Source organism: Pseudomonas sp. B19(2017), assembly GCF_002113165.1.
GTDB lineage: Bacteria > Pseudomonadota > Gammaproteobacteria > Pseudomonadales > Pseudomonadaceae > Aquipseudomonas.
Genome location: NZ_NEJR01000004.1, coordinates 1 through 19702, shown reverse-complemented (window position 1 = coordinate 19702; position 19702 = coordinate 1). Strand labels below are relative to the sequence as shown.

The window sequence follows — 19702 nt, the reverse complement described above, 5'->3', positions numbered from 1 at the left end:
CAGAGAGCCTTCCACTCAGGTCTTGCATCGGCTGTCGTGCCTGCTTTCCGGCCCTTCACACTGCATGAACCTGCGGGTTGCCATCGCGCAGTCCCCTTTTGAGGTTCACGTCTCCAAAAGAGCGTGAAAAAACGGTTTTCACAACTTCACAAGAGTGTGGCGAGCAAATGAACAGTCTGGCATGTGCAAAAGCGGCAGATGTGTCCCGAACAGCCCTGAACAGGCGGCAAATGCGCTCATCCCGTATGAGTGTCTGAGCCGTTCCATAACGCACGCACGACACCTTGACCATAAGTCGAATTGCCGCACCCGTGGCAAACCGCGTTCAATACCTGAACCCGAAGACTGATTGGCGGTGTCCGCGGAAGTTGCAAGAACTGCGAAAAGTCGGACATGGCGAACCTGGCGAACCCAGGTCCTGTGCTGTCAATTAGGTAGCTGTAGATTGTGGAGACGCGTTAAATGGCGCAGAACGAATCGGTTGATGTGGTACTGGTAGGCGCGGGCATCATGAGTGCCACCCTGGCCGTACTGCTCAAGGAGCTCGACCCGACCCTGAAGCTAGAGGTCGTGGAGGCGATGGACTCCGGAGCCGCGGAAAGCTCCAACCCCTGGAACAACGCAGGCACCGGCCATGCCGGCCTGTGCGAGCTTAACTACACGCCCCAGGCCGCCGATGGCAGCATCGACATCAAGAAGGCCGTGCACATCAACACCCAGTTCGAGGTTTCGCGCCAGTTCTGGGCCTACCTGAGCAAGAAGGGCAACTTCGGCCCGGCGCGTGCCTTCATCAACCCTGTCCCGCACCTGAGCTACGTTGAGGGTGACAAGGGTGTTTCCTTCCTCAAGAAGCGCTATGAGCTGCTCAAGCAGCACCATGCCTTCGCCGACATGGAATACACCGAAGACAAGGCCGTGATGAACGACTGGATGCCGCTGATGATGCCGGGCCGCCCAGCCGACCAGCACATCGCCGCCACCCGCGTGCTCAAGGGTACCGACGTCAACTTCGGCGCCCTGACCAACAAGCTGCTGAAACTGCTGGGCGACTCGCAGGACGCCCAGGTCAAGTACAGCAAGAAGGTCGTTGGCCTGCGCCGTAACGGCAAGGGCTGGACCGTGAGCATCAAGGACGTCAACAGCGGCGGCAGCCGTGAAGTGGACGCCCGCTTCGTCTTCCTCGGCGCAGGTGGCGCGGCCCTGCCGCTACTGCAGCTGTCGGGCATTCCGGAAAGCAAAGGCTTCGGCGGCTTCCCGGTCAGCGGCCAGTGGCTGCGTTGCGACAACCCGGAAATCGTCAAGCAGCACCAGGCCAAGGTCTACAGCCAGGCCGCGGTCGGCGCCCCACCGATGTCGGTACCGCACCTGGATACCCGTGTGGTCGATGGCAAGAAATCGCTGCTGTTCGGCCCCTATGCCGGCTTTACCACCAAGTTCCTCAAGCACGGTTCGCTGATGGATCTGCCGCTGTCGGTGCGCATGGGCAACATTGGCCCGATGCTGGCCGTGGCCCGTGACAACATGGACCTGACCAAGTACCTGGTCAGCGAAGTGATGCAATCGATGGAACAGCGCCTGGAAGCCCTGCGTCGCTTTTACCCACAAGCCAAAGCCGAAGACTGGCGCCTGGAAGTGGCTGGTCAGCGCGTGCAGATCATCAAGAAAGACCCGAAGAAAGGCGGCGTGCTGCAGTTCGGTACCGAGCTGGTATCGGCCCAGGACGGCAGCCTGGCTGCACTGCTCGGCGCATCGCCGGGTGCTTCGGTGACCGTGTCGATCATGCTGGAACTGATCGAACGTTGCTTCCCCGAGCAGGCCAAAGGTGCCTGGGCTGCCAAGCTCAAGGAAATCTTCCCGGCTCGCGAGAAGACCCTGGCGACCGATGCTGCCTTGTACCACAAGATCAGCGCCGACAACGACGCGGCCCTGGACCTGGTGGAAAGCAGCCCGGCGGCCAAGCATTACGCCTGATTCGGCTGGTAACGAAAAAACGCCCCTCGGGGCGTTTTTTTTGTGTCTGGTTACTCACCAACCTGTGCCGGCCTCTTCGCGGGCATGCCCGCTCCCACAGGTTCGGCGCCGCCCTCAGGCTCTGTACCATCCCTGTGGGAGCGGGCGCGCCCGCGAAGAGGCCGGTGCAGGCTAACGATCAGCCACGGGCGTTGGCGATGATCTCGATGTACTCCGCCGCATTGCGCTGGTCAGCAATCTGCTCGACAAAGGTCTTGCCATGCTCGTCCTTGCCATCCAGGTCCAGCCCGGCCTCGACGAAGAAGCCGACAAAACGCTCGAAATCGTCGATGCGCAGGCCACGGTATGCCTTGACCAGCTTGTGCAGCGACGGCGAGGTCACGCCATCGGCCGGCTCGAACTGAAGGAACGCCTTGATATAGTCGTCACTGATCTCGTCACCGATTACCTGTTTCTTGTCTTTACGCATTGCCGACTCCAACTGGACCATCACGAAATTTCCAAGGCCGGCAGTGTACCCCCCGCAGCCCGGACGCCTCAACGCGTACGTACGGTCCCGGTGTGCAGGTCGGCCCAGACGTGGCCGTTGGCGTACGTGAGAAACTGCACATACAGGGTCTCGTTGCGCAGCAGGTCCATGATCACCCGGTAGTCGCTGACCGGGTAATTCAGGCTCAGGGTGCGGGTTTTCTCGTCGTACACAGGCTTCTTCAGGCTCTTGGCGGCCTCACCGTCGAAGGTCAGCAGCACCTGGGAAATGGTCGCGCCCTTGCTCAGCGGCTTGCCTTTGAGGCGCACCTGCAGCGACGAGGTGATCGGGATCGGCTGTTGGTCGGACTGGCGCTGGGTACCCACGACCACCGAGTAGTCGGTCACTTGCAGCAATTGCTGGCCGGTCGGCGCTTCCTGGCGCAGTGACTGGTCGTCAGGTGGCAGGAACTGGCTGTGCAGCGGTGCGGCGGCGAGTGGCAGGCTGATCGCCAGCAGGAGGGGAAGAAACGCACGCATGTGAGGCTCCTTGGATGAAGGAGCACTCTAGCATGGAGTGCTTGGGGCGTATGACCCTATCGCCCTGTAGGAGCCGGTACAGTCAACATCAATCGAACTGCGCGAGCATCCAGGACTGGTACTCGGCCACGCCTTCTTCACCTTCGCGCGGCGCCCAGTGCGCATGCTCGCCCTCGCCCACCGGCCGGTATGGCCCGGCCTTGCACTCGAACAGGATGCTGTCCGGCTCCAGCACCACCAGCCCATGGTAGGTGCCGGGCGCCAGGTCCACGCCGAGGCAGTCACCACCGGCCCGTAGCACGCGTTTGTCAGTCACCGCGCCCTGCTCATCGAAAATCAGCAGGCCCAGGCACCCCTTGAGCACGATCAGGGCCTCGGCCTTGTCGTCGCTGAGGTGGCGATGCGGCGGGATGTAGGTACTTGGTTGCAACCCGACTGCCATGCGGTGGCATGGCTCTTCCATCTCATGGAAATTGTGGTGCTGCCGCCCGCGCGGGTTGGCGGCAGCCCTTGCGGCCAGCCCGGCGAACAGCGACTGGTCGATGAACGCAGGCTGGCGCATGATTACAGCCCCTTTACGGCGAAGATGCCGTTGGCGTTGCGCCAGTAGCCTTTGTAGTCCATGCCGTAACCGAAGATGTAGCGGTCGACGCACGGCAGGCCCACGTAGTTGGCCTTGAGCTCCGGGCTGGCCTTGCGGTCATGGTCCTTGTCGATCAGTACCGCGGTGTGCACAGAGCGCGCCCCGGCATGCTTGCAGAACTCGATGATGGCGCTGAGGGTGTGGCCTTCGTCGAGGATGTCGTCAACGATCAGCACGTCACGGTCGATGAACGACACTTCCGGCTTGGCCTTCCAGAACAGCTCGCCGCCACTGGTCTGGTTGCGGTAGCGCGTGGCATGCAGGTAGCTGGCTTCCAGCGGGAACTGCAGGTGGGTCAGCAGTTTGCCGGAGAAGATCAGGCCGCCGTTCATCACGCAGAACACCACCGGGTTCTTGTCGTGCAGGTCCTTGCAGATCTGCTCGCCGACTTTGGCGATGGCCGCTTCGACTTCGGCTTCGGTGTACAGGCAGTCAGCTTCCCGCATGACTTGACGGATATGCTCGAGATCGGCGGACATGGCGCTCTCCGGGGGGTGCATTTTGGAAAAGCGGGCAAAGGTACGCATCCGCTCGCCTCAGATCAAGCATTTATGGACTAACGTCCAGAATGACCAGACGACAGCACAGGCTGAATAGATTAATCTAGCGCGGTTTTTTTGCCCGCCTTTCGGAGCCCCCTATGCCTACTCGTGAGATCCGCCATCCGCTGATCCGCCACAAGCTCGGCCTGATGCGCCGTGCCGATATCAGCACCAAGAATTTTCGCGAACTTGCCCAGGAAGTCGGCGCGCTCCTGACCTACGAAGCCACCCAGGACCTGCCGCTCGAAACCTACGAGATCGAGGGCTGGTGCGGCAAGGTGCAAGTTGAAAAAATCGCCGGCAAGAAGATTACCGTGGTGCCGATCCTGCGCGCCGGTATCGGCATGCTCGACGGCGTGCTCAGCCTGATCCCGGGTGCCAAGGTCAGCGCCGTCGGCGTTGCCCGCAACGAGGAAACCCTCGAAGCCCACACCTACCTGGAAAAGCTCGCGCCGGACATCAACCAGCGCCTGGCCCTGATCATCGACCCGATGCTCGCTACCGGCGGCTCGATGGTCGCCACCATCGACCTGCTGAAGAAGGCCGGCTGCAAAGAAATCCGCGCCATGGTCCTGGTCGCCGCGCCAGAAGGCATCGAAGTGGTGGAAAAAGCCCACCCGGACGTGCAGATCTACACCGCCTCGATCGACCAGCGCCTGAACGAACACGGCTACATCGTGCCAGGCCTGGGCGATGCCGGTGACAAGATCTTCGGCACCAAGCAAAAGGACGCCTGATCATGCAGGACGGCTTCAACGACCCGCTCTGGCGCCAGGTCGTTTCGGGCGCGCAGATGCTCTTCGTGGCATTCGGCGCGCTGGTGCTGATGCCACTTATCACCGGCCTCGACCCGAACGTCGCGTTGTTCACCGCCGGCATCGGCACCCTGTTGTTCCAGCTGGTCACCGGCCGCCAGGTACCGGTGTTTCTGGCCTCGAGCTTTGCCTTCATCACTCCGATCATCCTCGCCAAGGGCCAGTTCGGCCTGGCCGAGACCATGGGCGGGGTGATGGCCGCAGGCTTCGTGTACACCTTCATGGGCCTGATGGTGAAAATCAAAGGCACCGGTTTCATCGACCGCATGCTGCCACCGGTGGTAATCGGCCCGGTGATCATCTCCATCGGCCTGGCCATGGCGCCGATCGCCGCCAACATGGCGATGGGCAAGGCCGGTGACGGCAGCGTGCTGCTGCCGTACACGACCGCCATGATGATCTCGATGCCGGCCCTGCTGACCACACTGATTGTCGCCGTGTTCGGCAAGGGCATCTTCCGCCTGGTACCGATCATTGCCGGCGTGCTGGTCGGCTTTGCCCTGTCGTTCGCCTTTGGCGTGGTCGATACCGCCAGGATCGCGGCAGCACCGTGGCTCGAGATCCCGAACTTCACCGCGCCGGCGTTCAACTGGCAGGCCATCCTGTTTATCGTCCCGGTTGCCTTGGCACCGGCGATCGAGCACATCGGCGGGGTGATCGCGGTCGGCAGCGTGACCGGCCGTGACTACCTGAAGAAGCCCGGCCTGCACCGCACCCTGCTGGGTGACGGCCTGGCCACCACCGCAGCCGGCCTGTTCGGCGGCCCGCCCAACACCACCTATGCCGAAGTTACCGGCGCGGTGATGCTGACCAAGAACTACAACCCGAAGATCATGACCTGGGCCGCGGTCTTCGCCATCACCCTGGCCTTCATCGGCAAGTTCGGCGCGCTGCTGCAGAGCATCCCGGTACCGGTGATGGGTGGCATCCTGTGCCTGTTGTTCGGCTCGATCGCGGCGGTGGGCATGAACACCATGATCCGCCACAAGATCGACCTGGCCGAAGCGCGCAACCTGGTGATCGTGTCGGTCACCCTGGTGTTCGGTATCGGCGGCGTGCTGATCGGCAGCGGTGACGGCCCGGATGACTGGGGCCTGAAGGGCATCGCCCTGTGTGCCATCGTGGCTATCGCCCTGAACCTGATCTTGCCGGGTAATGATGGCTGGAAGCACAAGAAGCTGGATGATCAGTTGCCTTGATCCTGCTTTAACCTGGTCTGGCCATTTCGCGGGCTTGCCCGCTCCCACAGGTACTCCACTGCCCTCTGGCATTGTGCAAAACCTGTGGGAGCGGGCAAGCCCGCGAAGAGGCCGGTACAGGCAACCTGAAAGTCAGGCTTTCTCGCACATCCCAGCCAGCGCTTTCACCCACTCCGGGTGATCATTCAGGCACGGCACCAGCACCAGCTCCCGCCCGCCAGCCTCGACGAACTGCTCGCTGCCACGCATGCCGATCTCTTCCAGCGTCTCGATGCAATCGGCAACGAACGCAGGGCACATCACCAGCAACCGCTTCACTCCGGCCTCGGCCAGTTCGTCCAGCCGGGTTTCGGTGTAGGGTTCGATCCACTTGTCGCGCCCGAGCCGCGACTGGAACGATACCGACCACTTACCGTCCGGTATGCCCAGCTTCTGCGCAAAAGCCTTGGCCGTGGCCAGACACTGCCCGCGATAACACACCGCACGCACCTCGGCACTGGCACCTTCGCAACAATCCGCCGCGCGCAGGTCATGCTTGCCGGTCGGGTAGAGCTTCTTCAGGTGCCGCTCCGGCAAACCATGAAAGCTCAGCAACAGGTGGTCGTAGTCCTGCTCCAGGTACGGCCGGGCGCTGGCCGCCAGCGCCTCGATGTAATCCGGGTGTTCGTAGAATGGTTGCAGCACGCGCATCTGCAACGGCAGCTGACGCTCGCTGATCGTCTGCCTGGCCAGCTCCACCACCGTGGTCACGGTGCTGTCGGCGAACTGTGGATACAGCGGTGCCAAGGTCACCTTGCGTACACCTTGGGCCGCCAGACGCTCCAGCACCTCGGGCAAGGCCGGCTGGCCATAGCGCATGGCAATCTCCACCGGGCCATGGGGCCAGTATTCGACCATCGCCGCCTGCAAGCGACGGGTCAGCACCACCAGCGGCGAACCCTCTTCCCACCAGATCGAGCCATAGGCATGCGCCGATTGCTCCGGGCGCTTGATCAGGATCAGCGACACCAGCAGGCGCCGCAGCGGCCATGGCAGATCGACCACATAAGGGTCCATGAGGAACTGGTCGAGATAGCGGCGCACGTCGGCCACCGAGGTGGAAGCCGGGGAACCCAGGTTGACCAGCAGCAGGGCGTGATCGGTCATGCAGCGTCCTATGTCAGAGGCGGCTGGACAGGTTGTCCAGGGCCGATTGCAAATCGTTGAAGCGGAAGGTGAAGCCAGCCGCCAGCAAACGTACCGGGCGGGCGCGCTGGCCGCCGAGCAGCAGGGTCGACAGCTCGCCCAGCCCGGCCTTGAGCAGCAGTGCCGGCACTGGCAGCAACGCCGGCCGGTGCAAGGCGCGGCCCAGGCACCTGGCAAACTCGCGGTTGCGCACCGGCTCGGGGGCGCAGGCATTATAAGGACCGCTGGCATCCTTGTGCTGCAAGAGAAAATCAATCAGGGCGATCTGGTCGTCTATATGGACCCAGGGCATCCATTGCCGCCCGTCGCCCAAAGGCCCGCCCAGCCCCAGTTTGAAGGGCAGGCGCAGACGCGACAAAAAGCCGCCATCACTCGCCAGCACCAACCCGGTACGTACCAGCACCACGCGAATGCCCTGGGCCTGGGAACGCAGAGCTGTCTCTTCCCAGGCGATGCACAGCTGGCTGGCGAAATCTTCGCGCACCGGCGGTGACGCTTCGGTCAGCTCGCGCTCGCCACCGTCGCCGTACCAGCCCACCGCAGAGCCGGAGATCAGCACTTGCGGGCGCTGTTCACGGGTACCCAACCAGGCCAGCAACTGCTCGGTGAGTGTGACGCGGCTGGCCCACAGCAGGTTGCGCCGGGCGGCTGTCCAGGGCCGGTCGGCAATCGGCGCGCCAGCCAGGTTGATCACTGCGTCCAGCTGATCATCCGCCTCCAGCTGCTCCAGGCGGGCGATGCCACGTACGCCGTTACCACAGATTCTCGGCACCTGCTCAGGTCGCCGGCTCCATACCGTCAGGCGATGACCCTGGCCGAGCCAGTACTGGCACAGGTGCTTGCCAATCAATCCGGTGCCGCCTGTCAGCAATATATGCATGGCTGTGTCCTCGCAGAATGCGGCGGTGGTCTATTTTTAACATCAAGGCACTTTTTTGACCCGACGCTCTCGGATAAACATAGGCCACCCTGCCTGCCAACACGGAATATACTTATACAACATTTGAGCATTGTACAGGTTTGCCTGACAGCGTAGTCTGCTTACAGCAAGGTTTGAAGAGGCCATCATGACAGTACCTATTGCCATCATCGGGGCCGGTATCGCCGGCTTGTCAGCCGCCCAGGCCTTGCAGAAGGCCGGCCAATCCGTGCATTTGTTCGACAAAGGCCACGGCAGTGGCGGGCGCATGGCCAGCAAGCGCAGCGAAGTCGGCGCGCTGGATCTCGGCGCCCAGTATTTCACCGCTCGTGACCGACGCTTCGTCGAGCAGGTACAACAGTGGGTTGCCGCTGGTTGGGCCGAGCAATGGAAGCCACAGCTGTACAACTACCGCGATGGTGAACTTAGCCCCTCCCCCGACGAGCAGACACGTTGGGTAGGTGTGCCGCGCATGAGCGCAATCACCCGCGGCCTGCTCAAGGACGTGACGGTCAACTTCGGCTGCCGCATCGCCGAGGTGTTCCGCGGCAAGCAGTACTGGCACCTGCAGGACACCGAAGGCTGCAGCCACGGCCCCTACAGCCGCGTGGTGATTGCCGTGCCGGCACCCCAGGCCACCCCGCTGCTGGCCTCTACGCCCAAGCTCGCTGCCGTGGCCGCCGGCGTGCAGATGGAACCCACCTGGGCCGTCGCCCTGGCCTTCGAGGCCGCGCTGGACACGCCGATGCAAGGCTGTTTCGTACAGAACAACCCGCTCGACTGGCTGGCGCGCAACCGCAGCAAGCCCGGGCGTGACGAGAAGTGCGACACGTGGGTACTGCACGCCACACCGGACTGGAGCCGGCAACACATCGATCTGCCCAAGGAAAAGGTAATCGAACAACTGTGGGGCGAATTTGCCGAACTGGTCGGCTGCGTGGTGCCGGCACCTGCTTTTGCCTTGGCCCACCGCTGGTTGTATGCACGCCCGAGCAGCAACCATGAATGGGGCGCGCTGGCCGATGCAGACCAAGGCTTGTACGCCTGCGGCGACTGGTGCCTGTCCGGCCGTGTCGAGGGCGCCTGGCTTAGTGGCCAAGAGGCAGCACGGCGGCTGCTCGAACACTTGGAATGATGGTTATACAAAAAAACAGGTTTGCATAAGTTCCAGGCTGTGCTGGAATAAACTTGTACAAGTTTCGACGTGCGTACAAGTTTATGGAGGCAGCCATGCACGACCCATCCGCCCACAGCAAGCCGCGCATCGCCATCAGCGCCTGCCTGACCGGGCACAGCGTGCGCTATAACGGCGGCCACAAGGCCTCTGATCTGTGCCGTACGCAGCTCGAGGAACACTTCGACTGGTTGCCGGTATGCCCGGAGGTGGCCATCGGCCTTGGCGTACCTCGCGACCCGATCCGCCTGGTGGGCGACCCCGAGCAACCGGAAGTGGTCGGAACACGCAACCCGGGCATGGACCTGACCGGCCCACTGCGCACCTACGGCGAGCAGATGGCCGGCGAACTGGACGGCATCTGCGGCTACATCTTCATGCAGAAATCGCCGTCCTGCGGCCTGGAGCGGGTCAAGGTCTACCAGAGCAATGGCCACCCGGCCATCAATGGCGGGCGTGGCGCCTATGCCCAGGCATTCTGCGCCCGCCGCCCGGACCTGCCGGTGGAAGAAGAAGGCCGTCTGCACGACCCGGTCCTGCGCGAGAACTTTATCAGCCGCGTGTACGCCTACGCTGACTGGCAACGCCTGCTGGCCGAGGGCCTGAGCCGGGGTGCGCTGGTGCAATTCCACTCGCGTTACAAATACCTGCTGATGGCCAACAACCCCCAGGCCTATCGCACCCTGGGGCGTTTGCTTGGCAGCATGAATCGCGATGACGACCCGCAGAGTATCGGCCCGCGCTATTTCAGCCAGCTGATGCAGGCCCTGCGCCGCTGCGCCAGCCGTGGCACCCATGGCAACGTGCTGCAGCACCTGAGTGGCTACTTCAAAGAAGCCCTGACCCCACAGGACAAAGCCGAGCTGCAGGCCATCATCAACCAGTACCGGCAAGGTGTGGTGCCGCTGGTGGTACCGCTGACCCTGCTCAAGCACCATCTGCGCAAGCACCCCGACCCGTATTTGCAGCAACAGGCTTACCTGCAGCCACACCCCGAAAGCCTGGGGCTGCGCAATGCTGTCTGAGATCCTGCTGCCCATCGGCGAACTGGCCCGCCGCACCGGCGTCAACCCGGTCACCTTGCGCGCCTGGGAGCGGCGCTACGGCTTGCTCAAGCCCCAGCGTACGGCGAAGGGACATCGCCTGTATCCGCTGGACCAGGTCGAGCGCGTCGAGGCGATCCTCGCCTGGCTGCAGCGTGGCGCTTCGGTCGGCCAGGTCCGCGAGCTACTGGACAAACCTCCCACTACGCCGCCCAGAGGCGACTGGCAGACCCGGCAGTTCCAGTTGGTCGACGCCATCGCCAACCTGTCGCAGCGCGCCCTCGACCAACAGCTCAACCAGGCCATGGCGCTGTACCCGGCCGTAACCCTGTGCGAGCAATTGTTGTTGCCGCTGCTGGACATACTCGAACTGCGCTGGCGCAACTACTTCAATGCCCGGGTGGAACAGGCTTTTTTCCACACCTGGCTGCGGAGCAAGCTGGGGGCCCGGGTTTATCACGACAACCAGTTGCTGCAAGGCCCGCCGGTGTTGCTGGCCGATGACCACGAGCGCGGGTTCAACCCGGACCTGTGGCTTTGCGCCTGGCTGTTGACCAACAACGGTATTGCGGTCGAAGTGCTGGAGCACCCTATCGCCGGCGCCCAGGTCAGCCATGCGGCCATTGCCCTCAAGGCCCGCGCGATTGTCCTGCACCTGGGGCCGCGCATCGATGCAAGGGCACTGCAGCGCACCTTGGGCAATGTGTCGCTGCCCATCCTCCTGGGTGGTTCAACACTGGCGATGCACGAAGCCCAACTGCGCAACCTCGACCATCCCGACCTCTCGCTCTTCGATACCCCACAGGCAGCCTTGCGGTTGCTTCAGCGCAACGACCGGCCACCTGCGGCAATGGACCCATCATGCAATTGACCTGGCTGCGCAGCGACCTGCGCATCGACGACAACACCGCCCTCAGCGCCGCCAGCGAGCGCGGCCCCACCTTGGCCCTGTGGCTGGTCAGCCCTGGGCAATGGCGGGCTCATGACGACGCCGCCTGCAAAGTCGACTTCTGGTTGCGCAACCTGCGCGACCTGCGCCAGTCGCTGGAGCGCCTGAACATCCCCCTGCTGATCCGCAGGATCGACACCTGGGACCAGGCCCCACAGGCCGTGCTCGACGTCTGCCGCCAGTATCAGGTGCAAAGCGTGCACTGGAACGAGGAGTACGGCATCCACGAGCAACGCCGCGACGACACCACCCGCGCGCTGCTGGAAAGGTCGGCCATCCAGGCCCACAGCCATCTCGACCAGCTGCTGTTCCGCCCGGGCACCATCCTTACCCGCAGCGGCGACTACTTCCAGGTGTTCAGCCAGTTCAAGAAGAGCTGCCTGGAGCACCTGCACCGCGGCCTCCCTGCCCTGGCCCACCGGGTAAAACGCCAGGCACCGCTGCAAGTCAGCAGCGACCCGATCCCCGAGCACGTGGACGGCTTCGAAAAACCTGAGCAAGCCCTGCGCGACCACTGGCCGGCCGGCGAAGCCGAAGCTCAGGCGCGGCTGAGCCGTTTTCTCGACGAAACCATCGACGACTACCAACAGCTGCGTGACTTGCCTGCCAGGCCCGGCACCAGCCAGCTCTCCGCCTATCTGGCCGCCGGCGTGATCTCGCCACGCCAGTGCCTGCATGGCGCCCTGGCGAGCAATCGCGGCGAGTTCGACAGCGGCAGCAGCGGCGTGCAAACCTGGATCAACGAGCTACTCTGGCGCGAGTTCTACAAACACATCCTGACCGGTTATCCACAGGTCTCGCGCCACCGCGCCTTCCGCGCCCAGACCGAAGCCCTGCCTTGGCGCGATGCACCGGCCGACCTCGAAGCCTGGGAACAGGGCCGTACCGGCTTCCCGATCATCGATGCAGCCATGCGCCAACTGCTGAACACCGGTTGGATGCACAACCGCCTGCGCATGATCGTGGCCATGTTCCTCACCAAGAACCTGCTGATCGACTGGCGCAAGGGCGAACGGCATTTCATGCGCCACCTGATAGACGGCGACTTGGCCGCCAACAACGGTGGCTGGCAGTGGAGCGCGTCCACTGGAACTGACGCAGTACCCTATTTCCGTATTTTCAACCCGGTTACACAGTCGCAGCGTTTCGACCCGCAGGGGCGTTTCATTCGCCACTGGCTGCCGGAGTTGCAGGGAATGGATGAAAAAGCCATTCATCTTCCCGTAAGATCAGCCGATCTTTTTGTCAGACAGTCCTACTACAGTCCAATCGTCGATCTCGACAGCAGTCGCCAGCGCGCACTGGAGGCATTCAAGGGCCTCCCGCGCCAGCAGGATCAGAGGGCGCTATCTTGAATAATGCACGCAGTATCTGGGTAACGGGCGCCGGCAATGGACTAGGCTTGGCACTGGTGGAAGCGTTGCTCGCTGGAGGGCACCGGGTAGCGGCCAGCGGCAAACACAGCGAGGCACTGGATGCCTTGGCGGCGCGTTATGGCAGCCAATTGTTGCGCTTGCCCTGGCAGCTGCATGAAGAACAGCAGGCGGCCCAGGCCAGCCAGCAGATATGCCATGCCTGGTGCGCGCTGGACGGCTTGATCATCAACGCCGGCACCAGCGATTACCTGGCGGACGACGTGGCGGACAGCGAGTTGTTCGAGGCGATCGTCACTGGCAACCAGTTGGCCGGCGAGCATTGCCTGGCCAATGCGCTGCCGTTGCTGGCGAAGGGCGACTCACCGCAGGTGATGGCGGTGTTCAACCGTCATTCGGCGTTGCAGTTGTATGCGCCGACGCAGGTGACTGCGGGTTGGAACAGCATGCCGCAATGGATGCGCGAGCAGCGTCAGGCGTTGAAGGCTCAGGGGGTTGAGCTGACGGTGGTGGGGCCACAGTCGTTAAAGACACCTGTCACGCCGGCGCAGGCAATACTGGAAGCGTGGACGCCGCAGAGTGCGGCCGAAGAGCTGCTGCGGCGCTGGCCGCAGGGGGAGCCGGAGCTGGTGCTGGAGGCTCTGGATCTCAGTAGCCTGTGGCCGTTGATGCGATAGCATCTGAAATCGGCATCGGCTTCTTCGCGGGTAAACCCGCTGCCACAGTACTCCCTGCACCTTGAGTCCAGTGGTGTACCTGTGGGAGCGGGTTCACCCGCGAAGAGGCCGGCCCAGGAGAGCTCAGAGCGCCATGCGGTAATGCAGGCTATAGCTCTCCACCCCATCGTTGGGCTGCTTGATGCCCGCGTTGGAATAGTGAATCGCCCGCACGCCAATCTCATGCCCACCGGCAAAGCGCAGACCGAAGCCGATGCGGTCCTCGAACTGGAATGCCGAGCCCAGCTCGTTGTCTTCCAGCTCGGTGCTGGAGAATGCCGCCACACCGATCCCCGCCTCTATGTAAGGCTTAACCGACTCCCCGGCAAACTCGTAAACGAACACCGGAGCAAACGACAGGCTGTGGTTGCTTGCAGTCTCGTCACCGTCCCAATAGGTGTAGGCCCCATCCCAGTAGCCCGTCAGGCGCCCGACGCTGGTCTGCCACCAGCTCGCTTCCCAATTCGATTGCAGCCCCAACCGGTAGACCATGGTCGAGTCGCCGGTCTGCCCAACCGAAAACGAAACGTCGGCAGCCTGCGCCGACAGCGAGTGCCCCAGGGTGAAGGCGGCAGCCGCCGCCAAGCCAAGCAGCTTCTTCATGAGCAACATCCTTCTTTGCTGTTATTAGTGTCCGCCTCATCTCAGGCAAGGCGGTAGAAAACGGCAGTGGCACGATAGTTCAGCTTCATTTCACGTTTTTTTCACAGTGAAAAGCTTTGCACACTGTCCGACTTATGCCACAGCAGGGGCAGGATATTTCTGAGAGATTGTGGATCTCCACTGGTCCACAAGCGGGTATCCCGGGCCGGGCCTTCGGCCAGCAGGTTTTGCGTGCCCAGCAGCCGCTGCAGCTGGCGGGCCACCGCGGCGCCGGTGTCGATGATGGCCACGTCGGCTGGCACCATGCAGGCCAGCAATGGGCGCAGGAAGGGGTAATGGGTGCAGCCGAGAATCAGCGTGTCGCAGCCAGCGGCCAGCAACGGCTGCACATAACCTTGTAACAACTGGCGCAGCGCCGGGCTGCCCAAGTCGCCGGTCTCGATCAGGTCGACCAGCCCCGGGCAAGGTTGTGTAATGACCTGTACATCGCTGGCAAAGCGGTCGAGCAGCGCGGCGAACTTGGCGCTCTGCAGGGTACCGGTGGTGGCCAGCACACCGACCACGCCCGAGCGCGTGGCGGCAGCCGCAGGCTTCACCGCCGGCTCCATGCCCACCAGCGGCCAGGTCGGATACAACTCCCGCAGGTCGGCCACTGCCGCCACCGTGGCGGTATTGCAGGCCAGTACCATGGCCTTGGCGCCCTGCTCATGGAAGAACCCAGCAATGCGCCGGAGACGCTCACGGATATAGTCCTGCGACTTCTCGCCGTAGGGTATGTGGCCGCAATCGGCCACGTACAGCAGCGTCTCGTTGGGCAACAGGCGCTGGATCTCGGCTAGCACCGACAAGCCGCCGACCCCGGAGTCCATCACGCCAACCGGCGCCGAACGCTCAGCCATCGCGCTTGCCACAGACTGCACAGGCCGGGTCGCGCTTGACCCGCAATTCGCGGATACGCGTGCCGAGCGCATCGATCAATAGCAGGCGGCCCACCAGCGGCTCGCCGAACCCGGCCAGCAACTTCATCGCCTCCAGCGCCTGCAGGCTACCCACCAGCCCCACCAGCGGGCCGATCACGCCGGCTTCGCTGCAGGTCAGTTCGGCTTCGCTGCCATGACCGTACAGGCAGTGGTAGCAAGGGCTGTAGTCACGCCGCGGGTCGAATACCGACAACTGCCCTTCCAGGCGGATCGCCGCACCACTGACCAGCGGCTTGCCTGCCGCGACACAGGCGGCGTTGACCGCCTCGCGGGTAGCAAAATTGTCAGAGCAGTCCAGCACCAGGTCGACCGCTGCCACAGCGGCCGCCAGCGAGTCCTCGTCTAGGGCCTGGCGATGGGCAACCAGACTGATTTCCGGGTTGATCGCCTGCAAGCGCTGCAAGGCCGAGTCGACCTTGCTCATGCCGACGCTGGCACTGTCGTGCATCACCTGGCGTTGCAGGTTGGTCAGGTCGACGGTGTCGAAGTCAGCCAGGTGCAGCTCACCTACCCCGGCAGCGGCGAGGTACAAGGCGACCGGCGAGCCAAGGCCGCCGAGGCCTACGATCAGCGCTTTGCTCTGCTTGAGCCGCAACTGGCCGTCGATGTCGATCTGGGCCAGCAATACCTGCCGGCTGTAACGCAACAGTTCCTGATCACTCAGCATGGCAGGCGCCCCAGGGTAATGCGTTCATGGCCACCCAGATCCGTGCGGCTGGCGACCTCGATGAAACCTTGTTCAGTCAGCAAGGCGCGCACCGCCGCAGCCTGATCGTAGCCGTGTTCCAGCAGCAACCAGCCACCCTGCACCAGGTGGGCGGGAGCCTGTGCGGCAATTTCGCGCAGGTCGTCCAGGCCATCGGCACCGGCCACCAGCGCGCTGCAGGGCTCGAAGCGCACATCACCGGCGACCAGGTGCGGGTCTGCGGCGGCGATGTAGGGCGGGTTGCTGACAATCAGGTCGAAACGCTCGCCGGCCAGGCTGTCGAACCAGTGGCTGAGCCGTACCTGGACGTTCGCCAGGCCCAGCCGCTGGCGATTGCGCTCTGCCAGGGCGACGGCCTCCTCGACCCGGTCCACTGCGCTCACCTGCCAGGCCGGACGATCGCTGGCCAGTGCCAGGGCAATCGCGCCGGTGCCGGTACCCAGGTCAAGGACCTTGGCCGGCGTGGCAGGTTGCAGCTCAAGGGCGGCTTCGACCAGCAGCTCGGTATCCGGCCGCGGGATCAGGGTATGCGGCGCCACTTCCAGGTCGATCTTCCAGAAGCCCTGCAGCCCGAGAATGTAGGCGACCGGCTCGCCGCCACGGCGACGTTGCAGGTAGCCGGCATAAGTCTCGGCATCTTCGCTGCTGACGATGCGCTCGGGCCAGGTGTGCAGGTAGCTGCGCGATTTGCCGATGGCCGCGGCCAACAGCAGCTCGGCATCCAGCCGCTCGGTGGGCGATTCTGGCAACTGCGCGTTGCGCAGCAGGCTGGCGATGATGGTCATCAGTCCCCCAGGGCGGCCAGTTGATCGGCCTGGTATTCGGCCAGCAGCGGTTCGATCACCGCGTCCACGCCGCCGGCGAGGATGTCGTCCAACGAGTACAAGGTCAGGTTGATACGGTGGTCGGTCACCCGCCCCTGTGGATAATTGTACGTGCGAATACGCTCGGAACGGTCACCGGAGCCGACCAGCAGCTTGCGCTCGGTGGCGATGGCATTCTGCGCGGCGCTGGTCTGCATGTCGTTGAGCTTGGCCGACAGCCAGGACATGGCGCGGGCACGGTTCTTGTGCTGCGAGCGCTCTTCCTGGCATTCGACCACGATACCGGTGGGCAAGTGGGTGATCCGGATCGCCGAGTCGGTCTTGTTGACGTGCTGGCCGCCGGCACCGGATGCGCGATAGGTGTCTACGCGCAGGTCGGCCGGGTTGATCTCGATGGCCGCCTGTTCGTCCGGCTCGGGCAGTACCGCCACGGTGCACGCGGAGGTGTGGATACGACCCTGGGATTCGGTCTCGGGCACGCGCTGTACGCGGTGCGCGCCGGACTCGAACTTGAGCTTGCCGTACACGCTTTCACCCTCGACGCGGGCGATGATTTCCTTGTAGCCGCCGTGCTCGCCTTCGTTCTCGGAGAGGATTTCCAGGCGCCAGCCGCGCTTTTCGGCGTACCGCGAATACATGCGGAACAGGTCGCCGGAGAAGATCGCCGCCTCATCGCCACCGGTGCCGGCGCGAATTTCGAGGAACACGTTGCGACCGTCGTTGGGGTCCTTGGGCAACAGCATGCGTTGCAGCTGCGACTCCAGCGTCAGCAATTGTTCCTTGGCTTCACGCACTTCTTCCACGGCCATTTCGCGCAGGTCCGGGTCACTGTCCTTGAGCAGCGCCTGGGCACCTTCGAGGTCGTCCTGGACTTTGCGCCACTCTCTATAAGCAGCGTAGACCGGCTCGACTTCGGCGTATTCACGGGAATAGGCGCGAAAGCGCGTCTGGTCGGAAATGACCTCGGCATCACCGAGCAGTGCGGTGAGTTCTTCGAAGCGGTCCTGGAGGATTTCCAGTTTGTTCAGCAGCGACGCTTTCATTGCGGGGATTTGTCCGTCGAGCCCTCGTTGAGGGCAAAGAGTTCCTGGGCCATGGCCAGCGCATCGAGGCGGCCCTCGGCCGAGAGCCTTTTCAATTGCACGCTGGGCGCATGCAGGAGTTTGTTGGTCAGCCCCCGGGCCAGTTGGGCCAGTACCTCTTCGGGGTTGCCGCCGTTGGCCAGCAGGCGCTGGGCCTTTTGCAGTTCTTCGTCGCGCAGGCGCTCGCTTTGCTGGCGATAGGCCTTGAGCACATCCACCGCGGCCAGCTCGCGCAGGCGCAGCATGAAGTCTTCGGCACCCACCGACACCAGCTCTTCGGCGGCCTGGGCTGCGCCCTGGCGGCTCTTGAGGTTTTCCGCCACCACGTCGTGCAGGTCATCGACAGTGTACAGGTAGACGTCGTCCAGTTCGCCGACTTCGGTTTCGATATCGCGCGGTACGGCAATGTCGACCATGAAGATCGGCTTGTGCCGGCGCTGCTTCAGCGCGCTCTCGACCGCGCCCTTGCCGAGGATCGGCAGCTGGCTGGCGGTGGAGCTGATGACGATGTCGCTGTTGGCCAGTTCCTGGGGGATGTCGGCCAGCAGTACCGCGTGCGCACCGAACTGCTCGGCCAGGATGCTGGCCCGCTCCAGGGTACGGTTGGCCACGACGATGCGGCGCACGCCCTGCTCATGCAGGTGGCGGGCGACCAGGGTGATGGTTTCGCCGGCGCCGATCAGCAGGGCCTGGCTACGGCCCAGGTCGCTGAAGATCTGCTTGGCCAGGCTGACCGCGGCAAACGCCACCGACACCGGGTTTTCGCCGATGGCCGTGTCGGTGCGCACCTGCTTGGCGGCGCTGAAGGTGGCCTGGAACAGGCGCCCGAGCAACGGGCCGACGGTGCCGGCCTCGCGCGCCACGGCGTAGGCGGACTTCATCTGGCCGAGAATCTGCGGCTCGCCGAGCACCAGCGAGTCCAGGCCCGAGGCCACCCGCATCATGTGCTTCACCGCCTCGTGCTCTTCGTGCACGTAAGCGCTGGCGCGCAGCTCGTCCAGGCTGAGGCGGTGATAGTCGGCCAGCCATTGCAGCACGGCATCGGCGGACAGGTGGTCCTGCTCGATGTAGAGCTCGCTACGGTTGCAGGTCGACAGGATCGCCGCCTCGCGGCTGGATGTCAGTCGGCAGAGCTGCTGCAGGGCGTCTACCAGCTGCTCTGGGGTAAACGCCACGCGCTCGCGTACGTCTACCGAGGCAGTCTTATGGTTGATACCAAGTGCAAGAAAGGCCATGCAAGGTCGCTGGTTGTGACGGGAAGCCGATAATTGTCCTCTTTCGCAGGTTTCAGGACAACCACCGTTCGCTATTGCGCTGATAGCGCTGCGGCTATCGCCGGCTCCAGGCCAGCATCAGCGGCAATTTCAGCTCACACCCCCGCTTTTGATCTGGCTTTTGATCTGGCTTTTGATCTTGATTTTGATCTTGATCTTGATCTTGATCTTGATCTTGATCTTCGCGACTTCAGGAGGCCGAGCAGAGGTCTTGCGGAGGGAGGTGACGGGCATGGATGCCCGTCAAGCGCTGAGGCCCCATGGATGGGGCCTGCAGCGCGTACTCCCGGGAGCAAGACCGGCGCGAGGGAACCCCGGAGCGCAGCGTAGGGGCCGGATGATGGGAGCGCAGCGTTTTTTGGTTACTTTTTGCCGCGTTTGGCAAAAAGTGACTCGCCGTAAGGGCGAAAGGTGAGTATGCGTCGCCATCGTAAATGGACAATGCGCGATATCAAGACCATTACTTTTCCGCTCTTCGCTCTTCGCTTTCAAGCGTGGGCATCAACAACAAGGTCAACATTCATTTTCAAAGGTGGCGCTTAATCACCTTTCCGCCCTTACGGCGGGTCCCTTTTTGTCGTGGCAAAAAGGAACCAATGGGCCTGTCCCATGGCAGCGGACGCCAAGAAGCTGGCTAATGAGCCAACTGCCTCAAGCCTTTTGCATATTCGTTCGGTGAACGATAGCCCAGTGCTG

At 63.3% G+C, this 19702-nt stretch carries 21 protein-coding genes; 8 read left to right on the top strand and 13 right to left on the bottom strand.

Features of this window, described 5'->3' with window-relative positions; translation table 11 throughout:
* The first annotated feature begins 462 nt into the window (after window positions 1–462).
* The gene (mqo, locus tag CAF70_RS07705) at window positions 463–1971 is read left to right on the top strand and encodes a malate dehydrogenase (quinone) (protein ID WP_085623726.1); all 1509 of its coding nucleotides are present in this window, start codon (window positions 463–465) and stop codon (window positions 1969–1971) included.
* Window positions 1972–2149: 178 nt separating this feature from the next.
* Here the strand turns inward: mqo and CAF70_RS07700 are convergent, their stop codons facing one another.
* The 4 genes from CAF70_RS07700 to CAF70_RS07685 form a co-directional block, all read right to left on the bottom strand.
* The gene (locus CAF70_RS07700; RefSeq protein ID WP_085624214.1) at window positions 2150–2440 is read right to left on the bottom strand and encodes a PA4642 family protein; all 291 of its coding nucleotides are present in this window, start codon (window positions 2438–2440) and stop codon (window positions 2150–2152) included.
* Window positions 2441–2508: 68 nt separating this feature from the next.
* Entirely contained in the window at window positions 2509–2979 is a 471-nt protein-coding gene (locus CAF70_RS07695; RefSeq protein WP_085623724.1) for a hypothetical protein, read from the bottom strand.
* Window positions 2980–3067: 88 nt separating this feature from the next.
* Window positions 3068–3541, bottom strand: coding sequence for a WbuC family cupin fold metalloprotein (locus CAF70_RS07690; protein WP_085623721.1), 474 nt, complete (start codon window positions 3539–3541; stop codon window positions 3068–3070).
* Window positions 3542–3543: 2 nt separating this feature from the next.
* Window positions 3544–4101, bottom strand: a complete 558-nt coding sequence (locus CAF70_RS07685; RefSeq protein WP_003256346.1) for a hypoxanthine-guanine phosphoribosyltransferase — start codon at window positions 4099–4101, stop codon at window positions 3544–3546.
* Between the two features lie 161 nt (window positions 4102–4262).
* Between CAF70_RS07685 and upp the strand changes: the two genes are divergently transcribed.
* Window positions 4263–4901 carry a uracil phosphoribosyltransferase gene (gene upp / locus CAF70_RS07680; RefSeq protein ID WP_085623720.1) on the top strand — a complete coding sequence of 213 codons (639 nt, stop codon included), beginning with the start codon at window positions 4263–4265 and terminating at the stop codon, window positions 4899–4901.
* Between the two features lie 2 nt (window positions 4902–4903).
* A complete protein-coding gene (locus tag CAF70_RS07675; RefSeq protein ID WP_085623718.1) occupies window positions 4904–6178 on the top strand; it encodes a uracil-xanthine permease family protein in 1275 nt (424 codons plus the stop codon).
* 132 nt (window positions 6179–6310) lie between these two features.
* Here CAF70_RS07675 and hemH read toward each other — a convergent pair whose 3' ends face one another.
* Together hemH and CAF70_RS07665 are read right to left on the bottom strand one after the other, a co-directional pair.
* Complete coding sequence (gene hemH, locus CAF70_RS07670) at window positions 6311–7324, bottom strand: ferrochelatase (protein ID WP_085623716.1); 1014 nt, start codon at window positions 7322–7324, stop codon at window positions 6311–6313.
* 13 nt (window positions 7325–7337) lie between these two features.
* The gene (locus CAF70_RS07665) at window positions 7338–8243 is read right to left on the bottom strand and encodes a TIGR01777 family oxidoreductase (protein ID WP_085623714.1); all 906 of its coding nucleotides are present in this window, start codon (window positions 8241–8243) and stop codon (window positions 7338–7340) included.
* A gap of 187 nt (window positions 8244–8430) precedes the next feature.
* On the opposite strand from CAF70_RS07665, the gene CAF70_RS07660 reads away from it, so the two are divergent.
* The 5 genes from CAF70_RS07660 to CAF70_RS07640 all read left to right on the top strand — a co-directional run bounded on the left by CAF70_RS07660 (window position 8431) and on the right by CAF70_RS07640 (window position 13498).
* On the top strand, window positions 8431–9417 hold the full coding sequence (locus CAF70_RS07660) for an NAD(P)/FAD-dependent oxidoreductase (RefSeq protein ID WP_085623712.1): 987 nt from the start codon (window positions 8431–8433) through the stop codon (window positions 9415–9417).
* A 95-nt stretch (window positions 9418–9512) separates the two neighbouring features.
* Window positions 9513–10481 carry a DUF523 and DUF1722 domain-containing protein gene (locus CAF70_RS07655; RefSeq protein ID WP_085623710.1) on the top strand — a complete coding sequence of 323 codons (969 nt, stop codon included), beginning with the start codon at window positions 9513–9515 and terminating at the stop codon, window positions 10479–10481.
* Window positions 10471–11370 (top strand): MerR family transcriptional regulator, encoded by a 900-nt coding sequence (locus tag CAF70_RS07650; RefSeq protein ID WP_085623708.1) that lies wholly within the window; start codon window positions 10471–10473, stop codon window positions 11368–11370. The genes CAF70_RS07655 and CAF70_RS07650 overlap by 11 nt, the downstream gene beginning before the upstream one ends.
* Window positions 11361–12803, top strand: coding sequence for a deoxyribodipyrimidine photo-lyase (gene phrB, locus CAF70_RS07645; protein ID WP_085623706.1), 1443 nt, complete (start codon window positions 11361–11363; stop codon window positions 12801–12803). The genes CAF70_RS07650 and phrB overlap by 10 nt, the downstream gene beginning before the upstream one ends.
* Entirely contained in the window at window positions 12800–13498 is a 699-nt protein-coding gene (locus CAF70_RS07640) for an SDR family oxidoreductase (protein WP_085623704.1), read from the top strand. Before phrB ends, CAF70_RS07640 begins: the two co-directional genes overlap by 4 nt.
* A gap of 123 nt (window positions 13499–13621) precedes the next feature.
* Here the strand turns inward: CAF70_RS07640 and CAF70_RS07635 are convergent, their stop codons facing one another.
* From CAF70_RS07635 to CAF70_RS27670, 7 genes are all read right to left on the bottom strand, one after another.
* Window positions 13622–14140, bottom strand: coding sequence for an acyloxyacyl hydrolase (locus CAF70_RS07635; RefSeq protein WP_085623702.1), 519 nt, complete (start codon window positions 14138–14140; stop codon window positions 13622–13624).
* Window positions 14141–14241: 101 nt separating this feature from the next.
* On the bottom strand, window positions 14242–15039 hold the full coding sequence (murI, locus tag CAF70_RS07630; RefSeq protein WP_085623699.1) for a glutamate racemase: 798 nt from the start codon (window positions 15037–15039) through the stop codon (window positions 14242–14244).
* On the bottom strand, window positions 15032–15787 hold the full coding sequence (locus CAF70_RS07625) for a molybdopterin-synthase adenylyltransferase MoeB (RefSeq protein WP_085623697.1): 756 nt from the start codon (window positions 15785–15787) through the stop codon (window positions 15032–15034). Before CAF70_RS07625 ends, murI begins: the two co-directional genes overlap by 8 nt.
* On the bottom strand, window positions 15781–16611 hold the full coding sequence (gene prmC / locus CAF70_RS07620; RefSeq protein WP_085623694.1) for a peptide chain release factor N(5)-glutamine methyltransferase: 831 nt from the start codon (window positions 16609–16611) through the stop codon (window positions 15781–15783). The genes CAF70_RS07625 and prmC overlap by 7 nt, the downstream gene beginning before the upstream one ends.
* The gene (gene prfA / locus CAF70_RS07615; RefSeq protein ID WP_085623692.1) at window positions 16611–17693 is read right to left on the bottom strand and encodes a peptide chain release factor 1; all 1083 of its coding nucleotides are present in this window, start codon (window positions 17691–17693) and stop codon (window positions 16611–16613) included. The genes prmC and prfA overlap by 1 nt, the downstream gene beginning before the upstream one ends.
* The gene (hemA, locus tag CAF70_RS07610) at window positions 17690–18967 is read right to left on the bottom strand and encodes a glutamyl-tRNA reductase (protein ID WP_085623690.1); all 1278 of its coding nucleotides are present in this window, start codon (window positions 18965–18967) and stop codon (window positions 17690–17692) included. The genes prfA and hemA overlap by 4 nt, the downstream gene beginning before the upstream one ends.
* Before the next feature lie 129 nt (window positions 18968–19096).
* Window positions 19097–19240, bottom strand: coding sequence for a hypothetical protein (locus CAF70_RS27670; RefSeq protein WP_178076363.1), 144 nt, complete (start codon window positions 19238–19240; stop codon window positions 19097–19099).
* Window positions 19241–19702 lie beyond the last annotated feature (462 nt).

Bases quoted from the DNA above. Each gene is read 5' to 3' on its own strand.
- mqo (WP_085623726.1), top strand. From the start codon at position 463: ATGGCGCAGAACGAATCGGTTGATGTGGTACTGGTAGGCGCGGGCATC.
- CAF70_RS07700 (WP_085624214.1), bottom strand. From the start codon at position 2,440: ATGCGTAAAGACAAGAAACAGGTAATCGGTGACGAGATCAGTGACGAC.
- CAF70_RS07695 (WP_085623724.1), bottom strand. From the start codon at position 2,979: ATGCGTGCGTTTCTTCCCCTCCTGCTGGCGATCAGCCTGCCACTCGCC.
- CAF70_RS07690 (WP_085623721.1), bottom strand. From the start codon at position 3,541: ATGCGCCAGCCTGCGTTCATCGACCAGTCGCTGTTCGCCGGGCTGGCC.
- CAF70_RS07685 (WP_003256346.1), bottom strand. From the start codon at position 4,101: ATGTCCGCCGATCTCGAGCATATCCGTCAAGTCATGCGGGAAGCTGAC.
- upp (WP_085623720.1), top strand. From the start codon at position 4,263: ATGCCTACTCGTGAGATCCGCCATCCGCTGATCCGCCACAAGCTCGGC.
- CAF70_RS07675 (WP_085623718.1), top strand. From the start codon at position 4,904: ATGCAGGACGGCTTCAACGACCCGCTCTGGCGCCAGGTCGTTTCGGGC.
- hemH (WP_085623716.1), bottom strand. From the start codon at position 7,324: ATGACCGATCACGCCCTGCTGCTGGTCAACCTGGGTTCCCCGGCTTCC.
- CAF70_RS07665 (WP_085623714.1), bottom strand. From the start codon at position 8,243: ATGCATATATTGCTGACAGGCGGCACCGGATTGATTGGCAAGCACCTG.
- CAF70_RS07660 (WP_085623712.1), top strand. From the start codon at position 8,431: ATGACAGTACCTATTGCCATCATCGGGGCCGGTATCGCCGGCTTGTCA.
- CAF70_RS07655 (WP_085623710.1), top strand. From the start codon at position 9,513: ATGCACGACCCATCCGCCCACAGCAAGCCGCGCATCGCCATCAGCGCC.
- CAF70_RS07650 (WP_085623708.1), top strand. From the start codon at position 10,471: ATGCTGTCTGAGATCCTGCTGCCCATCGGCGAACTGGCCCGCCGCACC.
- phrB (WP_085623706.1), top strand. From the start codon at position 11,361: ATGCAATTGACCTGGCTGCGCAGCGACCTGCGCATCGACGACAACACC.
- CAF70_RS07635 (WP_085623702.1), bottom strand. From the start codon at position 14,140: ATGAAGAAGCTGCTTGGCTTGGCGGCGGCTGCCGCCTTCACCCTGGGG.
- murI (WP_085623699.1), bottom strand. From the start codon at position 15,039: ATGGCTGAGCGTTCGGCGCCGGTTGGCGTGATGGACTCCGGGGTCGGC.
- CAF70_RS07625 (WP_085623697.1), bottom strand. From the start codon at position 15,787: ATGCTGAGTGATCAGGAACTGTTGCGTTACAGCCGGCAGGTATTGCTG.
- prmC (WP_085623694.1), bottom strand. From the start codon at position 16,611: ATGACCATCATCGCCAGCCTGCTGCGCAACGCGCAGTTGCCAGAATCG.
- prfA (WP_085623692.1), bottom strand. From the start codon at position 17,693: ATGAAAGCGTCGCTGCTGAACAAACTGGAAATCCTCCAGGACCGCTTC.
- hemA (WP_085623690.1), bottom strand. From the start codon at position 18,967: ATGGCCTTTCTTGCACTTGGTATCAACCATAAGACTGCCTCGGTAGAC.
- CAF70_RS27670 (WP_178076363.1), bottom strand. From the start codon at position 19,240: ATGCCCGTCACCTCCCTCCGCAAGACCTCTGCTCGGCCTCCTGAAGTC.